Origin of the sequence: Brevundimonas sp. M20 (assembly GCF_006547065.1) — a bacterium.
Lineage (GTDB): Bacteria > Pseudomonadota > Alphaproteobacteria > Caulobacterales > Caulobacteraceae > Brevundimonas.
Window position 1 is genome coordinate 2,050,027 of sequence record NZ_CP041243.1, and the last position, 17,397, is coordinate 2,067,423.

Consider the following 17,397-nt stretch of genomic DNA (forward strand, 5'->3'; position numbering starts at 1 on the left):
GCTGAATGCTCGAAGAGAAGTCGATCCTGCACCCCGACGTACAGGAACTCGCCAGAGTGATGCGAGCCATCGAGGAACTGCTTCGCACCGGCCACGACACAGGTTGGGCCCAGCAGGTCGCCCGCTGCGCGGAGCTGGTCGAGAAGTCCGATGCCTATGGCCTTGACCGATTCCTGAACCTGTTCGGCGGCATGGGGTCCATCAATGACGTCGTACTCTATCGGGACGGCGTTCCCCTGACCGAAGAGAACGACCGCCTGCACCGGCTTCTGAGCGAAGCGAGCGCAATGGCGCGATGCTTGCGGCCCTGAGCCCCTGTCATCCCCGACGCAGCGAAGCGCAGATCGGGGACGCACTACGCTCGAATTGATCGCCCCGGACGCTGCGCCAGTAGCGAGCCGGGGCACAGCTTGCGGCCGCCCTCGTCCCGGACAATCGCGCTGGGATTTCCGGGAGGGTCAGATCGGAGTTCGCCTCCGGAGCGGCTCTCGCTTCACGTCGGCCGGGATGAAAAGCGCTCAAGACGCCTCGCACGGCGTCACCTTGCCCGTCTCGGGATCAACGAGAAAAACCACTGGGCCGTCCGCCAGTGTCCCATGGCGCCTACCCCACATGCCCCGCCGCCCGGCTCAGGCGGTCGTTGATCGCCTCGCCCAGCCCGGCTTTCGGGATCGGCGACACGGCGATGCCCGCGGGCTTCTCGCGGTCGGCCTCACGCAAGCGCCGGAACAGATTGGCCGCCGCCTCGCGCAGGTCGCCCGTCGGGCTCAGGCTCCAGCGGGCGTCGCCGACCCCCGGCCCGAAGCCCAGCAGCAGTTCGCCCCTGTGCAGGGTCGTCACATTGATCCGCACCGGCGCGTCCGGCGCATAGTGCAGCGTCAGGCGGCCCGGCGAGCGATGTCCCTCCCCGCCTGTATCCAGCGGGCCGACCACGGCCTCCAGCTCCTCGCGCGTCACCGCGCCCGGGCGCAGCAGGCTGACCTTGCCGTCCAGCACCGAGACCACCGTGCTCTCCACCCCCACCGCGCAGGGGCCGCCGTCCACGCCCTCGGCGGCGGCGAAGCCGGTCTCGTCCATCGCGTCCTGGAAGGTGGTCGGGCTGGGTCGCCCGGAGCGGTTGGCCGACGGCGCCACCACGGCCCCGCCGAACAGGTCCAGCACCGCCCGCGCCTTCGCATGGCCCGGCACGCGCACGGCCACGCTGTCCAGCCCGGCCCGCGCCAGATCGCACACCGCCTCCCGGTCCCGCACCGGCGCCACGAGGGTCAGCGGTCCCGGCCAGAAGGCCTCGGCCAGCCTGCGGGCGTTGGCGTCGAACAGGGCGATCCGCTCGGCGCCCGCCGCATCCGCCACGTGGGAAATCAGGGGGTTGAAGCGCGGTCTTCCCTTGGCCTCGAAGATCGCCGCCACCGCGCTCGCGTTCGAGGCGTCGCCGCCCAGGCCATAGACCGTCTCGGTCGGCAGCAGGATCAGCTTGCCGTCCGCCAGCGCCCGCGCCGCCGCCTCTTCCGCGCCGCTCACGCCCGTCGGGCCTGAAGCGAGACCCGCACCGTCACCTGCCGCTCGATCAATCGGTTCCAAACGCCGGAAGTCCCTATGCCGAAGTCCGCCCGGTCGAAGGCGAAGCCGCCGGTCATCTGCGCCCTCGTCCCCTCGGTGCGCAAGTCCATCGGAAAACTGACGGGCCGCGTCACCCCCCGGGCGGTCAGGTCGGCGCGCGCCGTGAACCGTCCGCCGCCCAGCGGCTGCAGCGCGCGGAGCTGGAAGCGGATCACCGGATGCCGCTCCGCGTCCAGAAACCCCGGCCCCAGCGCCCGCTCGGTCACCGAGGCCGGCCGCATCCGCAGCGAGCGCACCTGCACCACCACCGTCGCGCGCGACCGCTCCGGCGCGGCCGGATCCACCGTCAGATCGCCGCCCCAGTCCTCGAACCGGCCCGTCTGCGTGCTGCCCAGCGCCCGCACCGACAGGTCGATGGTCGAGGCCGCGCGATCAATGCGCCACGCCTCCGGCGCCGCCGTGAAGGCGGTCAGCAGCAGCCAAAGAAGCGCCGCGCCCGGAACCAGCGACCGCATCAGGGGCGTCTGGCGAGGAAGGGGACCATCCGGCCCAGCACGGTGTCCCGGTCGATGAACTGGTGCTTCAGCGCGCCGATCACATGCAGGGCGACCAGCCCGTAGACGGTCTTCACCGCGATGCCGTGCAGGTCCATCAGCGCGCCCGCCGTCTCCCGCCCGCCGCCGACCGGCAGCAGGGGCCAGTTGAACAGCCCGAACCAGACAATCTCGCGCCTCATCGCCGAACTCGCCGCCCAGCCGGTCAGCGGCAGCAGGATCAGGGCCACATAGAACAGCACATGCACCGTACCGCTCAGGGCCTTCTCCCACGGCTTCATGGTCGCGGGCAGGGCCGGAGGCGGATTGGCCACCCGCCATCCGATCCTGAACAGGGTCAGCAGCAGCACCGCCAGCCCCACGGACTTGTGAATCTGCACGAACTCCCGCGACATCGGCCCTTCGGTCGCGTCGTGGGCCGAGATCAGCAGGATCTGCACCAGCACCAGCGCGGCGATCAGCCAGTGCAGCAGGATGGAGATCGTCGAGTATCGCTTCCCGGCTTCAGTCATGGGTCCCTTCCCTTCCGCGACGGCGCCCGGTCACTGTGCGTCGATCCGACCCGTTCCGCCACCCCTTGCACAAGGGACCGCGAAGGGGTCATGACCGCCTTACCGCTGTTTCGACTGTCCGGAATTTCGATGACCTACCGCGCCCCGATCCGTGATCTCGCCTTCGCCCTGCAAGCCGTCGCCGGCATTGACCAGGTCGCCGCCACCGGGGCCTTCCCCGACTATGACGCCGATCTGATGGGCGCCGTGCTGGAGGCCGCGGGCCAGTTTTCGGAAGAGGTGCTCGCCCCCCTGAACCGCATCGGCGACCAGAAGGGCTCGGTCTGCAAGGACGGGAACGTCACCCCCGCCCCCGGCTTCTCGGACGCCTATCGCCAGTTCGCCGCCGGCGGCTGGACCGGCCTGACCGCCCAGACCCACTCGGGCGGCCAGCAGTTGCCCAAGGCGCTGGAGCTGGCGGCCTATGAGACCGTCCACGCCGCCAACATGGCTTTCGGCCTGTGCCCCATGCTGTCGCTCGCCGCCATCGAGGCGCTGGAAGCCGTCGGCACGGACAGCCAGAAGGAAACCTATCTGACCCGGCTGGTCTCCGGCGAATGGACCGGCGCCATGGTCCTGACCGAGCCGGGCGCGGGTTCGGACCTCGGCGCCCTGACCGCCACGGCCGTGCCGAACGGCGACGGGACCTACAGGGTCACCGGCCAGAAGATCTTCATCACCTGGGGCGATCACGACGCGACGGACAACATCGTCCACCTGATCCTCGCCCGCCTGCCCGACGCGCCCGCGGGCCCCAAGGGCATCAGCCTGTTCCTGGCGTCCAAGTATCACGTCAACGCCGACGGCTCGCTGGGCGAGCGCAACAGCTTCTATCCGGTCAGCGTCGAGCACAAGCTGGGCATCCACGGCTCGCCCACCTGCGTCATGGCCTATGAGGACGCCATCGCCGAACTGGTCGGCCAGCCCAATCAGGGCCTTGCCCACATGTTCGTGATGATGAACGCCGCCCGTCTCGCCGTCGGCGTCGAGGGCGTCGGCATCGCCGAGCGCGCCTACCAGCACGCCCTCCAGTACGCGCAGGAGCGCAAGCAGGGCCGCAGCGTCTGGACCGGCGTGGCCAACAGCCCGATCGTCGACCACCCCGACGTGCGCCGCACCCTGTCGGTGATGAAGGCCAAGATCGCCGCCGCCCGCGCCATCTGCCTGTCCACCGGGGTCGCCGCCGACCTCGCCCGCCACGCCGCCACCGAAGAGGAGCGCCGCCGGTGGAAGGGTCGCGAGGACCTGTTCACCCCTATCGCCAAGGCCTGGTCCACCGACGTCGGCTGCGAGGTCGCCTCGCAGGGCATCCAGATTCACGGCGGCATGGGCTTCATCGAGGAGACCGGCGCGGCCCAGTACTATCGCGACGCCCGCATCGCCCCGATCTACGAAGGCACTAACGGCATCCAGGCCATGGACCTCGTCGGCCGCAAGCTGTCGCAGGACGGCGGTGACGCGGCCAAGGCCCTGATCGCCGACTTCAAGGTCACGCTCGCCGCGCTCGGCAAGCTCTACACCGGCAAGCCGGTCGAACGCTTCGCCAACGCCGTCGAGGCCGTCGAGGACGCCACCCTGTGGATTCTGGACGCCAAGGCCGACGCCGCCCGCGCCGCTGACGTTCTGGCCGCCGCCGATGCCTATCTCAAGCTGCTGGGCGACGTCGCCGGCGGCTGGATGCTGGCCAAGGGCGCGCTGGCGGCCAAGGCTGAACTGGACGCCGGAAACGGCGATCCCGTCTGGCTGAACGGCAAGCTGGCCCTGTACGAAATCTACGCCGCCAACGTCCTCGGCCACGTCTCCAGCCGCCTCGCCGCCGTCGGTCAGGGCGGCGCCCTGCTGGAGCGGATGAGCGTGGACGTACTGGCGGGATAATTCCCCTCGCTGCTATCGTCATCCCGGACGAGCGCGCAGCGGGCGCGCGCTTGCCCGGGACTTGGCGGCGCGGGGTTCTCGGCCTTCGCCGGGATGACGATTCGCTGTTGAAGGCTGCATACGTCCAAAACTGACGTATCGCCGTTCTACGCTGCTCCCATGACCCGGGAACACACACACCGCACCGACCAGACATGGGACGCCGCCCGCGAGGCCTATCTCGGCGGACTGGCCGCCGAGATCGTCTGCGAACGCTTCCACCTGAACCTCAACACCTTCCGCCACCGCGCCCGCAAGGAGAAATGGCGGCGCTGCGATCAGCCCGATCCGCAGCCCTTCGAGGATGTCGCCACCGAGGCCCTGCCCCTCCCCGACATGGAGGAGACCTTCCGCATCGCTTCCGCCCGGGTCACCCACGCCGTTCAGCAGGGCCGGATCGAGGAAGCGCTGAAGTGGGGCCGGATCATGAATCTGGCGCTGCGGGACCGCGACGTCCGCTCCCGGCTGGAGGTTCGCGCCGCCGAGATCGAGCGCCGCATGCAGATGAAGGGCGCCGTCACCGCCATGCGCGGCCTGCACAACGCCTGGGCCGACTATCACCGGACGGTCCGCCACGATCTCGACGCCCGTGAGGCCGCCGTCGAGGCGCGCGAAACGGCGGCTCCGCCCGCCCCTCCGCCGCCCCTTCCGCCCACGGAGGCGTTGCACGAATTACACTCTTCACACCCGGTTTTCGTCACGGCCGACGCCCCGCGCCCCGATCCCCCGCCCGAAACCCGCGCCGACCGCCGCCGGTCGCTCCGCGAGGCGCGAAGGCGGCCCTGAATCAGGTCGAGACGCGATGAGTAAGGTCCGGCTTCGTCGGAAGCCCTCCCTTCGACGGGGAGGGTTGGGAGCCTCCCGCGAGCCTCTCCGTCACACCGGGCCCGCACCCCCAATCCCCGACCCTTCCCTCATCGAGGGGGAAGGGAGAAGGCACGACATCAACGGACAGACGCCGTTGACCCTCCGCGCGACCACGCCCAAGGTCCGCCGTCCAACGGAGAGAGGCCGTCATGAATCGCCGCGAGCTTATCGCCACGTCCGCCGCCGCCCTGACCGCGTCCGCCCTCCCCGCCATGGCGAACGCCAAATCCCCTGCCGGAGCCTCGATGTCCAACGCGCCTGTCCCTCCTGTCGCCAGGAAAATCCCCGTCACCATCGAACAACTCGGCCGCACCCGGACCGACGACTATCAGTGGATGAAGGATGATAACTGGCAGCAGGTCCTGCGCGATCCGTCGATCATCAAGGCCGACGTGAAGGAGCACCTGAACGCCGAGAACGCCTATCGCGAGGCGATGATGCGCTCGACCGAGCCGCTCCAGCAGGAGCTGTTCGAGGAGATGAAGGGCCGCATCAAGGAGGACGACAGCTCCGTCCCCCTGCCCGACGGCCCGTGGGAGTACTACGCCCGCTTCGAGACCGGCCAGCAGCACCCGCTCTACTGCCGTCGCCCCAGGGGCCAAACCACCGGCGAGGTCATCCTTCTGGACGCCAACCAACTGGCCGAAGGCAAGGCCTATTCCTCGGTCGGCGAGACCGCGCACAGCCGTGACCATGCGCTTTTCGCCTATGCCGAGGATGCGCAGGGCTCCGAGGTTTACCGCATCTACGTCAAGGAAATCGCTACCGGCGCCTTCCTTGGCGAGACCATCGAAAGCGCTATGGGCGGCTTCGCCTTCTCGGCCGACGGCCAGTGGATTTTCTGGATCAATCGCGACGACAACGGCCGCTCGGACAAGATCCTGAAGCGCCGCGTTCGCGGCGGCGAAATCACCACCGTCTACGAAGAGCCGGACGACGGCATGTATATGGGGCTGGACCTCAGCTCCGATGACCAATTCATACTCATCAGCTCCGGCAACGGTGAGCAGACCGAGTACCGCTTCGTCCCCGCCGACCAGCCGGAAGCGACCCCGACCGTCATCGAACCGCGCCGCGAGGCCCTGCGCTATGACGCCGACCACTGGGGCGACCGCTGGGTCATCCGTACCGACGCCGACGGCGCCGTGGACTTCAAGATCGTCACCGCCCCGACCGACGCGCCGGGCCGCGCCAACTGGACCGATCTGGTGCCTTTCACCGAGGGCCGCCTGATCGAGTCGATCGTGCCCTATTCCGGTCATCTGGCGCGGGTCGAGCGTCATGACGCCAACACCCGCATCGTCATCCGCACCCGCGCGGGCGAGGAACACGCCATCGCCGTCGATGAGCCCGCCTATGTGCTCAGCCTTCAGGGCACCTACGAGTACGACAGCCCGATGACCCGGTACGGCTACAACTCGCCGTCCACGCCGAACCAGACCTTCGACTACAATATGGAGACCCGCGAGCGGACCCTGCGCAAGACGCAGGAGGTCCCCTCCGGCCACAACATTGACGACTATGTGGTCGAGCGGCTGAACGCTCCGGCTTCCGACGGCGCCCTGATCCCCGTCACCATCCTGCGCCGCAAGTCGACGCCGGTAGACGGCTCGGCCCCGGTCCTGCTGTACGGCTACGGCTCCTACGGCATCCCGATGGGCGCCGGCTTCAACACCAACCGCCTGTCGCTGGTGGATCGCGGCTTCATCTACGCCATCGCCCACATCCGGGGCGGGTCGGACAAGGGCTGGGGCTGGTTCCTGGCCGCGCGTCGGATGACGAAGAAAAACACCTTCACCGACTTCATCGCCGCCGCCGAGCACCTGATCGAGAAGAACTACGCCCGCGCCGGACACATCGTCACCCACGGCGGTTCCGCCGGCGGCCTGCTGATGGGCGCGATCAACAACATGCGCCCGGACCTCTGGGCCGGCGTTATCGGCGACGTGCCCTTCGTGGATGTTATCAACACCATGTCGGACGTCAGCCTGCCGCTGACGCCGGGCGAATGGCCCGAGTGGGGCGACCCGATCACCGATCCGGCCGCCTACGACTACATGATGAGCTACAGTCCCTACGATCAGGTGGAGCCCAAGGCCTATCCGGCCGTTCTGGCCACCGGCGGCCTGTCGGACCCGCGCGTCACCTACTGGGAGCCGGAAAAGTGGGTCGCCAAGCTGCGTCCGGCCACCACCTCGGGCAAGCCGGTCCTGCTGAAGATCAACATGACCGCGGGCCACTTCAGCTCGTCGGGCCGGTTCGACTATCTGAAGGACATCGCCGTCGTCTACGCCTTCGCCATCTGGTCAATACAGAAGGGCTGGGAGCAGGTCTGACCGGCTCCCCCCCCCCCCCCGCGGCCGAGTCCTACGGATCGAGCGTCCAGGTCCAGGACCCGGGCTCCTCCGCATGAAAAGCCGTGAAGTCGCGGGTGTCCTGACCGTAAGCGCACTCCGTTCCGCTGGTCGAGTAGAAGGTGTAGGGGCCGGGATATTCGACGCACAGGGTGTGGTTGCCCTTCCAGTAGCGGCCCGACCCGTCCGTCGCGTCGGCGTAGAAGTAGAAATTGGCGTTGTCGGTGGTGACCAGATCGCGACAGGCGCCGTCGGCGACATCGTACCAGCCGCGGTTGATGAACTGGCTCTCGCCGGGCTGGACATAGGAGACCGCCACGGTGGCGTTCCGGCCGCTGCGGTTGCAGACCTTCAGGTCAATGGTCGGACGCCCTCCGGCGCCGGGCTTGGTCTGGGCGTCCGCCGCGACCGGCGCCGACAGGGCGACGGCGGCGGCCAGAAACAGATGGATGGACTTCATGACAGGCTCCCCTCGCGATTTTCCCCCGAACGCTAGCAAGCCGAACGATGTTTTGTCACTGATCAAGCCTGACGAATGAGACCGATGGTTTTCGATATTCGCGACACCCTTGCCGACGACCTGCCCGCGATCACGGCCATCTATGTGGACGAGGTCCTGCACGGCACGGCCACCTTTGAGCTCGATCCGCCGGACGTGGCCGAGATGGCTTCGCGCCGACAGGCGGTTCAGGCGCTGGACCTGCCCTGGCTCAGCGCCGTCGTGGACGGTCAGGTGGTCGGCTACGCCTACCTCGCGCCCTTCCGCCTGCGCCCCGCCTACCGGTACTGCGTGGAGCTGTCGGTCTATCTGGCGCCGGAGGCCCGGGGTCAGGGCATCGGCCGCGCCCTGATGGAGGCCCTGATCGCCCGCGCCCGCGCCATGGGCCTGCGTCACCTGATCGGGGTCATCGGCGACAGCGCCAACGCGGGCTCCATCGGCCTGCACAAGGCGACCGGCTTCCGTGAGGCCGGCGTCTGGCGCGAAACCGGCTGGAAATTCGACCGCTGGATCGACGTGGTGCTGATGCAGCTGGACCTGAACCCTGACGGCCGCCCACCGGAGAGCCCGGGCCTGCGGCTCTGACGCCGTTGCGACGCAAGGCCGAAGCGACTAGGTCTGCGGTCATGGCCCTTCTGCGGACCCTGCTGATGCTGTGCGGCGCCCTTGCGGTGCTGACGCTTGGCGCCCTGCCCGCTTCGGCGGCCGGGCCCTCGGCGCCCCCGTGCCACGAGATGTCGTCCCAGCCGATGAGCGGCCCGATGCATCACGGGGACGCTTCGACCGGGGCTCCCGACAAGACCCCGGACAAGGCGATGAAGGTCATGGCCTGCTGCGTCATGTGCGTGGCCGCACCGGCCCCGGCGCCGGTCGCCGCCACCGCCGTCGCCAACGCACTGGACCCGCGCCCCCTGCCCGTCGCCCGCCTCAGCGGCCACGGCCCCGCGCCCGAGCACGGCCCTCCACGCGGCTGATTCCGCCTTCTCGCGCGCCGGTCCTCCGGCGCTGGATCAGACACGTCTTCAAGGAGCCAACCGATGGCCCGCATCCTCGCGCCCCTCGCCGGCGCATCCCTGCTCGCGCTCGCGCTTCCGGCCGCCGCACAGCAGCACGACCACCACCCGGCCCCCGCGCCGCAACAGCAACCGCCCGCCGCCGATCCCCACGCCGGTCACGACATGTCCGGAATGGACCACTCCGGTCCTGACATGCCGCAGATGGATCACGCCGCCCACGCCATGACCGGCGCCCTCGGCCCATGGCCGATGACCCGCGAAGCCTCCGGCACCGCATGGCAACCCGACGCCTCGCAGCACGGAGGTCTTCACAGCCAGTGGGGCGACTGGACCTTCATGAGCCACCTCCAGCTCAACCTCGTCCATGACTGGCAGAACGGCCCGCGCGGCGATGAGAAGACCTTCGTCAGCGGCATGGTCATGACCTCGGCCCGTCGCGACTTCTCGGACGGCTCCACCCTGAACCTGCGCGCCATGCTCAGCCCCGACCCCTTCATGGGCAAGGAAGGCTTCCCCCTGCTGCTCGCGGCGGGCGAGACCGCCGACGGGGTCACCCCCCTGGTTGATCGCCAGCACCCGCACGAGCTGGTGATGGAGCTGTCGGCCAGCTACGCCAAGCCGCTGACCGACAAGGACACGGTCTTCGCCTACATCGGCTATCCGGGCGAACCCGCCTTCGGTCCTCCGGCCTTCATGCACCGCATGAGCGCGATGGACAGTCCGGAGGCGCCGATCACCCATCACTGGCTGGACTCGACCCACATCGTCTTCGGCGTCGCCACCCTCGGCTGGGCCCACGATCGGGTGAAGCTGGAGGCGTCGTCCTTCACCGGACGCGAGCCGGATCAGAACCGCTACGACTTTGACCCGCCGGAGTTCGACAGCTGGGCCGTCCGCGCGACCTGGAACCCGACCGAGAACTGGTCCCTGCAGGCTTCCTATGCCGATGTCACCGGGCCGGAGCAGCTCGAGCCGGACGAGAACGACCGCAAGCTCTCGGTCAGCGCCATCCATACGCGCCGGATCGGCGCCGCGGGCTGGTGGTCCTCCACCCTCGCCTGGGGTCGCAAGACCAACGACCATGACGAGAGCAAGGACAGCTGGCTGCTGGAAAGCGCCGTCAGCCCGGACGACCGCTGGACCGTCTTCGCCCGCGTCGAGCGGATCGAGACGGACGAGCTGGTTCCCGGCGTCGGCGGCGGCCACGGCGACCTCCATGTGGTCGGCAAGGCCTCGGTCGGCGCGGTCCACGACTGGCGGCTGGCCGAAAACGTCCGCTTCGGCCTGGGCGCCCTGTACTCCGTCAATCAGGTGCCGGGCGCGCTGGAGCCGGTCTACGGCGGCGATCCCGACGGCGGCATGATCTTCATGCGGCTGAAGGTGCAGTAGCAGGCAGACACGCCGTCAGGGGACCCGTGGCGTCTCCCCTGACGGCGGCTGAAAGGTGATTGGTGGCTAGTGATTAGTGGGTGGCTGGATCAGTCACCTGCGGTCGCCATCTGACCGCAGGCGCCCACGGCATCGAACCACTAATCACTAGCCACCAATCACTGGCCGGGCTCCAGCCCCACCAGCCTCGCACGGTCCATCCGTCAGTGCGGCGCGATGTCTTCCGGCGGCGTAGTCAGCCAGGGGGCCAGCCGGAAGCGGCGCGGCGGGACGCCGACCGTGCGGTGCAGGATGAACTGACGAGCGAACTGCACCACGGCGCGGATGGTCTGCTCATCGAACGGCTTGGACACGGCCCCCAGGGCGCCGGCGAAGCCTTCGGGGATCTGTTCCGGATTGGCGGTCAGGAAGACGACGGCCGTGCCGTACTCGCCCACGATTCGCTGGGCGATCTGCGGACCGGTGAGGCCGTCCAGCAGGTTCACGTCGATCAGGGCCAGATCGGGCCGCTCACGCTCGGCGATGGCGAAGCCCCCCGCCTTGTCCATGGCGCAACCCACGACGTCGCAGCCGGACTCGCCCAGGACGAGTTCCAATTCCATGGCCAGCAAGGCCTGGTCTTCCACGATCATGACCCGAAGGTCGGGCAGGTCGGACACCCTATCTCCCCCACAATAATCAGACGCATTTACACTGTTGTGTCCGCCAGCGGACATGCCAACGCCCCATTGGCTATTTGGTTCTGTGTGGAGTAAGAATTCCGGCCATTTTCAATCCTTGGGGGAACGATGGCCGCGGCAGCGGAAGACCGGATTGTCGAGCTCCAGAAGCGTTTGCTCGGCGGATATCAGCTGCTCCAGACGCTCGTGGGGATTCGCCTGCGAAGCGTGAGCGACCCCCAAAGCGTTCGCCACCTGACATGGCTCAGCGACGTCACCGCCGCCATGGAGCTGATCAGCCGTCGCATGGCCGGCGACGGTCCGCTCGACTTCGCCGGCTATCTGGAAGACGTCGCGGCCTTCTGGAGCCGATCCTGCGAGAGCCGCGCGATCCGTATCGATGTGCGCGGTCAGGCGACCCTTCTGCCCGACAGCCATCTTCTGCCGCTGGCGATCATCACCCACGAGCTGATCTCGAACGCCAGCCGCCACGCCTTCCCCGGCGACCGGCGCGGTTCGATCGCCGTCGCCTTCTCCCGCGCGGTCGGCGGGGTCAGCCTCGTGGTTCGTGATTCCGGGATCGGAGCCGACGCCATCGAGCCGGGCGAGGGCCTGTCGCTGGTGCAGGGACTGGTCGACCACCTCCGCGGCTCCATGACCATCGAAACCGCCCCCGAAGCCGGCGTCGGCGTCCGCATCCGCCTGCCGCTGGAAGTCGGCCAAACGCACTGACACCACAGGCCCGCGGACAACAAAGCCGCAACCAAGGGCGGGTTCAGATGCGGAGACAGACACCCGAAAGCGTCGGTCAGCCGACATTGCGGCCGCATAACTTACTGACCAGATAGAAAATAACGCCGCTCGCGGAACTTCGCACTTGCGAGAAGGTTGCCGATCCGGACGCCACGCCGGCGCGTGCTCCGGGGAATATCGCCATGAAGATCGCTCAGGTCACCCCTCTGTATGAGGCCGTTCCGCCCAGGCTTTATGGAGGCACCGAAAGGGTGGTCGCGCACCTGACCGACGCCTTGGTGGATCTCGGCCACGACATCACCCTGTTCGCCTCGGCCGAAGCCGAGACCCGGGCGCGGCTGATCCCCGTGCGTGATCAGGCGATCCGGCTGGACCCCGCCCCGCTCAAATCCGATCTGGCCGCCCACATGACCATGCTGGCCGAGGTGCTGAAGCGCGCCGATGACTTCGACGTCATTCACTTCCACACCGACATGATCCACTTCCCGTTCTTCGAACGGTTCGCTGACAAGACCCTGACCACCCTGCACGGCCGACTGGACCTGAAGGATCTGCCCGGCGTTTATGAGCGTTGGCCGCGGTTCGGGCTGGTGTCGATCTCGGACGATCAGCGTCGCCCGCTGCCCTTCGCCAACTGGAAGGCGACGGTGCATCACGGTATGCCGTCGGATCTCTACACTTTCAGTCCGAAGTCGGAAGGCTACCTCGCCTTCCTCGGTCGCATATCTCCCGAGAAGCGCCCCGACCGCGCCATCGAGATCGCCACCAAGCTGGGCAAGCCCCTGAAGATGGCTGCCAAGGTCGATGCGGCGGACAAGGCCTACTGGGAGACGGTCATCAAGCCCATGGTCGATGGCAACGCGCTGGTCGAGTTCATCGGCGAGATCGGCGACCATCAGAAGCCCGCCTTCCTGGGCGGCGCCGAGGCTCTGCTGTTCCCCATCGACTGGCCCGAGCCCTTCGGCCTGGTGATGATCGAAGCCATGGCCTGCGGCACACCCGTCATCGCCTTCCGCTGTGGCTCGACACCGGAAGTGATCGAGGACGGCCAGACCGGTTTCCTCGTCGAGACTATGGAACAGGCCGTCGCCGCCGCGAGCCGCGCTCACCTGCTGGACCGCGAGGCCATCCGCGCCCGGTTCGAACTGCGTTTCTCGGCCACGGCGATGGCCCGTCGCTATCTGGACGTCTATGGCGATCTGCTGGCCCGCCGTCCATTCGCCGAGGCGCCGTTGGCGGAGGTGGTCACGCCTTTGCGGCCGCTCGAGGAAGATCGCAGTTTCGCGGCCATCGCCTGAACCCGCTTCCGCCATCAAGCGTTCGCATTTGCGAGACAGCCTGACCGGCATCGAAGGGAGCCCTCATGGACGACGCCTATTCGGTGCAGACCACAGCCGCTGACGGCGGCGAGGTAGACGGCCTCGAGCAGTTGATGGCGCTGAAGGACGCCGACACCTTTTGTGTCGCGGATCACTGGGGCGACCTGAAGGGCGGGGCCGATGGTCTTTTCGACCATGACACCCGCCTGCTGTCCCGCTTCGTCATGACCGTGGGCGGGACCCGACCGTCGCGCCTGAGCTCAGGCGTCAGTCAGGACAACGTCTTCTTCATCTGCCACACCACCAACCGCCCCCTTCCCCCGATGGGCGGGCGCTCGGCCCCGGCGGGCGTGCTGCACATCGAGCGGCGGCGGTTCATCCGTGATCGCCGACTGTTCGAGCGTGTGCGACTGGTGAACCACGGCGTCGAGGACGTGCTGTTGCCGCTGTCGTTCGACTTCGCCGCCGACTTCGCCGACATCTTCCAGGTGCGCGGCACATCCCGCCTGAAACACGGGACCATCGCGCCGCCCACCACCGACGGGCGTCGGGTCAGCTTCAGCTACACCGGTCTGGACAACGTCCGGCGCAACGCCTGTCTGGCCTTCTCCGAGCCGCCGGCCCGGCTGACGGGATCGAAGGCCGACTTCATGTTCAGCCTGCCGAAGGGCAAGCGGATTGATCTCTATATCGAGTGCGGGCCCGACCGCTGTGAACAGCCGGACGAGACACGCTTCCGCCTGAACGCCATCGAGGCGCGCCTGTCCATGCGTCGCCGGCGTCGCCGGGGCGCCTCGCTGCGCGGACCGCGCAGCCCGCGCTTCAACGACTGGCTGGACCAAAGCCGCGCCGATGTGGCCCTTCTGACCACCGACCTTCCGACTGGTCCCTACCCCTATGCGGGCGTGCCCTGGTTCTCGACTCCGTTCGGGCGGGACGGAATCATCACCGCCTGGCAGATGCTGTGGCTCGATCCGTCACTGGCTCGGGGCGTTCTGACCTACCTGGCCAGCCGGCAGGCGACCGAGGTCTCGGCATTCCAGGACAGCGCGCCCGGGAAGATCATGCACGAGACCCGCGGCGGCGAGATGAGCGCGCTCGGCGAGGTGCCGTTCGGCCTGTACTACGGCGGCGTCGACACCACCTGCCTGTTCGTGGCGCTGGCGGGCGCCTACGCCCGGCGCACCGGCGACTTCAGGCTGATCCGCGAACTGTGGCCCAATCTGCTGGCGGCCACGCGCTGGATGACCGACTACGGCGACATCCGGAAAGACGGGCTGATCAGCTACCAGCGCGGCGCCGATAGCGGTTTGTCCAATCAGGGCTGGAAGGACTCCGAGGACTCCATCTTCCACGCCGACGGTCGCTTCCCCAAGGGCCCGATCGCCCTGCTGGAGGTTCAGGGCTACGCCTTCGCCGCCTGGCGGGCGATGGCCGATCTGGCGGGCCTGCTGGGGGATGACGGTCAGGCGGAATGGGCGGCACGCGCCGAGGCGACCCGCGCGCTGGTCGAGGACAGGTTCTGGATGGAAGACGAGGGCTTCTACGCCATCGCGCTGGACGGCGACGGCGAACAGTGCCGCGCCATCGGCTCCAACGCCGGCCACCTGATGTTCACCGGCCTGCCGTCGCGCGAGCGGGCGCTGAAGGTGACGAAGCGGATGCTGTCGGCGGAGTTCCGCTCGGGCTGGGGCGTGCGGACGCTGGCGACCGGCCAGGCCCGGTTCAACCCCATGAGCTATCACGACGGCTCGGTCTGGCCTCACGACACCGCCATGGCGGCGGCGGGCATGGCGCGATATGGCGAACGTCGCGCTGTCGCCCTGCTGTTGAACGAAATCTACGCCGCGGCCAGCCATTTCCGGATGCGATTGCCGGAGCTTTTCTGTGGCTTCGAGCGCATGACCGGGGAGCCGCCCATCGCCTATCCGGTGGCCTGCCTGCCGCAGGCCTGGGCCGCGGGATCGGTCTTCCTGATGCTGCAGTCCGCGCTTGGAGTGAACATCGATGCGGTCGAGGGGGTCGTCGAAATTGAGGATCCCGTCCTGCCCGCGGGCATTGATCGGCTGAACGTGACAGGTCTTCAGGTGGGCGACGGGCGCGTCGACCTCGCCTTCCAGCTGATGGGAACCCGCACTGTCGTCATGCCCCACCGCCGCGACGGCGGCCTGAAGGTGCGGACGCTCGGCTGACGTCTGCGCATCACTGTCAGCGCCCTGCGGTATCACCTCCGGAAACGGAACCCCTCGCCTCCCCACCGATTGCGAAGGTCCACAAGGGAGGTTTCCATGAAACGCATACTCATCCTTTCCGTCGGCGCCCTCGCGCTGACTGTCACCGCCTGCCAGCAGGAAAGCGGCGGCGCGTCTGACCAGCAAAACCAGGCGGTGAACGCCGCCCAGGACACGACCGCCGGCGTCGTCGGAAGCGTCGCCGGGTCAATGGGCGCCATGACGTCCGCGTCCTTCGTGAGCAACGCCGCCATCGGCGGCATGTATGAGGTCGAGGCCGGCCGCATCGCGGCGCAGCGATCGACCAATCCCCGCATCAAGGCGCTCGGCGAGAAAATGGTGGCTGACCACACCAAGGCCGGAGACGCGCTCAAACCCATCGCGGCGGCGGCGAACCTGACCGTCCCCACGGCGCTGGATCAACGCCATCAGGGCCTGATCGACAACCTTCGCGGCGCCAGCGATCAGGACTTTGACCGTGTCTACCTCCAGCAACAGGAGGCCGCCCACAACGAAACGGCCATGCTGCTCGAGAACTATGGCCGGATGGGCGACAACGACGCTCTGAAGGCGTGGGCGGCGGAGACCCTGCCGGTCGTCAAGGGCCATCAGGGCATGGTCGACCAGCTGGACGAGGCTGACGCCGACGCCGCCCGCTGATCAGCGACCGGCGGTCGGAACCCAAGCCGATCCCGCCGGTTGGTCGGACGAGCAGAACAAGGCTCACTCTTAAAAGGAACCCCGGTTCGCATGCCCCTCGAACCGGGGTTTCGATTCTTGCGTCCTGCAACGCCTCCGGGCGGCCGACGTTAGGGTCTCGACAATCGACGGAGCAGAGCCATGGTCGCCCGCCCCACTTGGCAAGGACATCTGAAGCTGTCGCTCGTCAGCTGCCCCGTGGCGCTCTACACCGCCACGACCAGTGCGAACGACGTGCGCTTCCATTTGATCAATCCCGAGACCAACAACCGCATCCGCATGGTCCCGACCGACCCGGACGCCGGTCCTGTCGAACGCGCCGATCTGGTGAAGGGCTATGAGGTGTCTAAGGACGAGTATGTCCTGTTCGACGACGCCGATTTCGAAAAGGTGAAGCTGGAGAGCACCAAGGCCATCTCCATCGACAAGTTCGTGGACGAAGCCGATATCGACCGCCTATATTGGGCCGATCCCTATTTCGTAATGCCTGAGAAGGGCGCCGGGATCGAAGCCTTCGTGGTCATACGCGACGCGATGAAGAAGCAGGGCAAGGTGGCGCTGGGCTCCCTGGTTCTGCGCGGCAAGGAACGACAGCTGGCGCTGGAAGTCCGCGACAAGGGGCTCGTCGCCTGGACACTGCGCGCCCATGACGAGGTGCGCGACGCCGGAGACTATTTCGACGACATTCCAAAGGTGGAGGCGGACACCGACATGGTCGAGATCGCCACACGCATTATCAGTCAGAAGGAGGCGGACTTCGACCCGACCACCTTCAAGGACCGATACGACGACGCCCTGAAGGCCCTGATCAAGTCCAAGACCAAGGGCGGCAAGCGTCTGGTCGAGGCGCCCGAGCCCGAGGACACCAATGTCATCGACCTGATGGCGGCTCTCAGGAACAGCCTGAAGGGCTCTGCCACGTCCGCGAAGAACAAGACCCCGACGAAGGCTTCAGCGAAGAAGCCCGCCGCCAAGGCGGCCACGAAGAAGCCCCCCGCGAAGAAGCCGGCCTCTCGCAAAAAGGCCGCCTGA

The 17,397-nt window shown here is 67.8% G+C and carries 17 protein-coding genes; 12 read left to right on the plus strand and 5 right to left on the minus strand.

The window, feature by feature from the left end; genetic code table 11:
* Window positions 1-5: 5 nt before the first annotated feature.
* Window positions 6-311: a hypothetical protein gene (locus tag FKQ52_RS09945; protein ID WP_141627039.1), complete on the plus strand. Its 306-nt coding sequence runs from the start codon at window positions 6-8 to the stop codon at window positions 309-311.
* 292 nt (window positions 312-603) lie between these two features.
* Here FKQ52_RS09945 and FKQ52_RS09950 read toward each other — a convergent pair whose 3' ends face one another.
* The 3 genes from FKQ52_RS09950 to FKQ52_RS09960 are packed head-to-tail and all read right to left on the minus strand — an operon-like array spanning window position 604 to window position 2,626.
* Complete coding sequence (locus FKQ52_RS09950) at window positions 604-1,521, minus strand: L-threonylcarbamoyladenylate synthase (RefSeq protein ID WP_240811614.1); 918 nt, start codon at window positions 1,519-1,521, stop codon at window positions 604-606.
* Window positions 1,518-2,075, minus strand: coding sequence for a YceI family protein (locus tag FKQ52_RS09955; RefSeq protein WP_141627040.1), 558 nt, complete (start codon window positions 2,073-2,075; stop codon window positions 1,518-1,520). Before FKQ52_RS09955 ends, FKQ52_RS09950 begins: the two co-directional genes overlap by 4 nt.
* Window positions 2,075-2,626 (minus strand): cytochrome b, encoded by a 552-nt coding sequence (locus FKQ52_RS09960; RefSeq protein ID WP_141627041.1) that lies wholly within the window; start codon window positions 2,624-2,626, stop codon window positions 2,075-2,077. Before FKQ52_RS09960 ends, FKQ52_RS09955 begins: the two co-directional genes overlap by 1 nt.
* A 129-nt stretch (window positions 2,627-2,755) precedes the next feature.
* On the opposite strand from FKQ52_RS09960, the gene FKQ52_RS09965 reads away from it, so the two are divergent.
* The 3 genes from FKQ52_RS09965 to FKQ52_RS09975 all read left to right on the plus strand — a co-directional run bounded on the left by FKQ52_RS09965 (window position 2,756) and on the right by FKQ52_RS09975 (window position 7,782).
* Entirely contained in the window at window positions 2,756-4,540 is a 1,785-nt protein-coding gene (locus tag FKQ52_RS09965; protein ID WP_141628316.1) for an acyl-CoA dehydrogenase, read from the plus strand.
* A 159-nt stretch (window positions 4,541-4,699) separates the two neighbouring features.
* Complete coding sequence (locus tag FKQ52_RS09970) at window positions 4,700-5,365, plus strand: hypothetical protein (RefSeq protein ID WP_141627042.1); 666 nt, start codon at window positions 4,700-4,702, stop codon at window positions 5,363-5,365.
* Window positions 5,366-5,595: 230 nt separating this feature from the next.
* Window positions 5,596-7,782, plus strand: coding sequence for a S9 family peptidase (locus tag FKQ52_RS09975; RefSeq protein ID WP_141627043.1), 2,187 nt, complete (start codon window positions 5,596-5,598; stop codon window positions 7,780-7,782).
* A gap of 31 nt (window positions 7,783-7,813) precedes the next feature.
* On the opposite strand, the gene FKQ52_RS09980 is transcribed toward FKQ52_RS09975, so the two are convergent.
* Window positions 7,814-8,260: a DUF1036 domain-containing protein gene (locus tag FKQ52_RS09980; RefSeq protein WP_141627044.1), complete on the minus strand. Its 447-nt coding sequence runs from the start codon at window positions 8,258-8,260 to the stop codon at window positions 7,814-7,816.
* A gap of 84 nt (window positions 8,261-8,344) precedes the next feature.
* Here FKQ52_RS09980 and FKQ52_RS09985 point away from each other — a divergent pair, with 84 nt between their 5' ends.
* From FKQ52_RS09985 to FKQ52_RS09995, 3 genes are all read left to right on the plus strand, one after another.
* A complete protein-coding gene (locus FKQ52_RS09985) occupies window positions 8,345-8,884 on the plus strand; it encodes a GNAT family N-acetyltransferase (protein WP_240811615.1) in 540 nt (179 codons plus the stop codon).
* 41 nt (window positions 8,885-8,925) lie between these two features.
* On the plus strand, window positions 8,926-9,273 hold the full coding sequence (locus tag FKQ52_RS09990; RefSeq protein ID WP_141627046.1) for a hypothetical protein: 348 nt from the start codon (window positions 8,926-8,928) through the stop codon (window positions 9,271-9,273).
* A 63-nt stretch (window positions 9,274-9,336) separates the two neighbouring features.
* The gene (locus FKQ52_RS09995) at window positions 9,337-10,704 is read left to right on the plus strand and encodes a hypothetical protein (RefSeq protein ID WP_141627047.1); all 1,368 of its coding nucleotides are present in this window, start codon (window positions 9,337-9,339) and stop codon (window positions 10,702-10,704) included.
* A gap of 203 nt (window positions 10,705-10,907) precedes the next feature.
* On the opposite strand, the gene FKQ52_RS10000 is transcribed toward FKQ52_RS09995, so the two are convergent.
* Window positions 10,908-11,363: a response regulator gene (locus tag FKQ52_RS10000; RefSeq protein ID WP_168196826.1), complete on the minus strand. Its 456-nt coding sequence runs from the start codon at window positions 11,361-11,363 to the stop codon at window positions 10,908-10,910.
* A 228-nt stretch (window positions 11,364-11,591) separates the two neighbouring features.
* On the opposite strand from FKQ52_RS10000, the gene FKQ52_RS10005 reads away from it, so the two are divergent.
* The 5 genes from FKQ52_RS10005 (at window position 11,592) to FKQ52_RS10025 (ending at window position 17,397) form a co-directional block, all read left to right on the plus strand.
* Entirely contained in the window at window positions 11,592-12,095 is a 504-nt protein-coding gene (locus tag FKQ52_RS10005) for a sensor histidine kinase (protein ID WP_168196827.1), read from the plus strand.
* A gap of 203 nt (window positions 12,096-12,298) precedes the next feature.
* Window positions 12,299-13,414, plus strand: coding sequence for a glycosyltransferase family 4 protein (locus FKQ52_RS10010; RefSeq protein ID WP_141627050.1), 1,116 nt, complete (start codon window positions 12,299-12,301; stop codon window positions 13,412-13,414).
* A 65-nt stretch (window positions 13,415-13,479) separates the two neighbouring features.
* On the plus strand, window positions 13,480-15,627 hold the full coding sequence (locus FKQ52_RS10015) for an amylo-alpha-1,6-glucosidase (RefSeq protein ID WP_141627051.1): 2,148 nt from the start codon (window positions 13,480-13,482) through the stop codon (window positions 15,625-15,627).
* A gap of 96 nt (window positions 15,628-15,723) precedes the next feature.
* A complete protein-coding gene (locus FKQ52_RS10020) occupies window positions 15,724-16,326 on the plus strand; it encodes a DUF4142 domain-containing protein (RefSeq protein ID WP_141627052.1) in 603 nt (200 codons plus the stop codon).
* Window positions 16,327-16,506: 180 nt separating this feature from the next.
* Window positions 16,507-17,397, plus strand: a complete 891-nt coding sequence (locus FKQ52_RS10025; RefSeq protein ID WP_141627053.1) for a Ku protein — start codon at window positions 16,507-16,509, stop codon at window positions 17,395-17,397.

Bases quoted from the DNA above. Each gene is read 5' to 3' on its own strand.
- FKQ52_RS09970 (WP_141627042.1), top strand. From the start codon at position 4,700: ATGACCCGGGAACACACACACCGCACCGACCAGACATGGGACGCCGCC.
- FKQ52_RS10025 (WP_141627053.1), top strand. From the start codon at position 16,507: ATGGTCGCCCGCCCCACTTGGCAAGGACATCTGAAGCTGTCGCTCGTC.
- FKQ52_RS10015 (WP_141627051.1), top strand. From the start codon at position 13,480: ATGGACGACGCCTATTCGGTGCAGACCACAGCCGCTGACGGCGGCGAG.
- FKQ52_RS09960 (WP_141627041.1), bottom strand. From the start codon at position 2,626: ATGACTGAAGCCGGGAAGCGATACTCGACGATCTCCATCCTGCTGCAC.
- FKQ52_RS09985 (WP_240811615.1), top strand. From the start codon at position 8,345: ATGGTTTTCGATATTCGCGACACCCTTGCCGACGACCTGCCCGCGATC.
- FKQ52_RS09980 (WP_141627044.1), bottom strand. From the start codon at position 8,260: ATGAAGTCCATCCATCTGTTTCTGGCCGCCGCCGTCGCCCTGTCGGCG.
- FKQ52_RS09945 (WP_141627039.1), top strand. From the start codon at position 6: ATGCTCGAAGAGAAGTCGATCCTGCACCCCGACGTACAGGAACTCGCC.
- FKQ52_RS09955 (WP_141627040.1), bottom strand. From the start codon at position 2,075: ATGCGGTCGCTGGTTCCGGGCGCGGCGCTTCTTTGGCTGCTGCTGACC.
- FKQ52_RS09965 (WP_141628316.1), top strand. From the start codon at position 2,756: ATGACCTACCGCGCCCCGATCCGTGATCTCGCCTTCGCCCTGCAAGCC.
- FKQ52_RS10010 (WP_141627050.1), top strand. From the start codon at position 12,299: ATGAAGATCGCTCAGGTCACCCCTCTGTATGAGGCCGTTCCGCCCAGG.
- FKQ52_RS09995 (WP_141627047.1), top strand. From the start codon at position 9,337: ATGGCCCGCATCCTCGCGCCCCTCGCCGGCGCATCCCTGCTCGCGCTC.
- FKQ52_RS09975 (WP_141627043.1), top strand. From the start codon at position 5,596: ATGAATCGCCGCGAGCTTATCGCCACGTCCGCCGCCGCCCTGACCGCG.
- FKQ52_RS09990 (WP_141627046.1), top strand. From the start codon at position 8,926: ATGGCCCTTCTGCGGACCCTGCTGATGCTGTGCGGCGCCCTTGCGGTG.
- FKQ52_RS10020 (WP_141627052.1), top strand. From the start codon at position 15,724: ATGAAACGCATACTCATCCTTTCCGTCGGCGCCCTCGCGCTGACTGTC.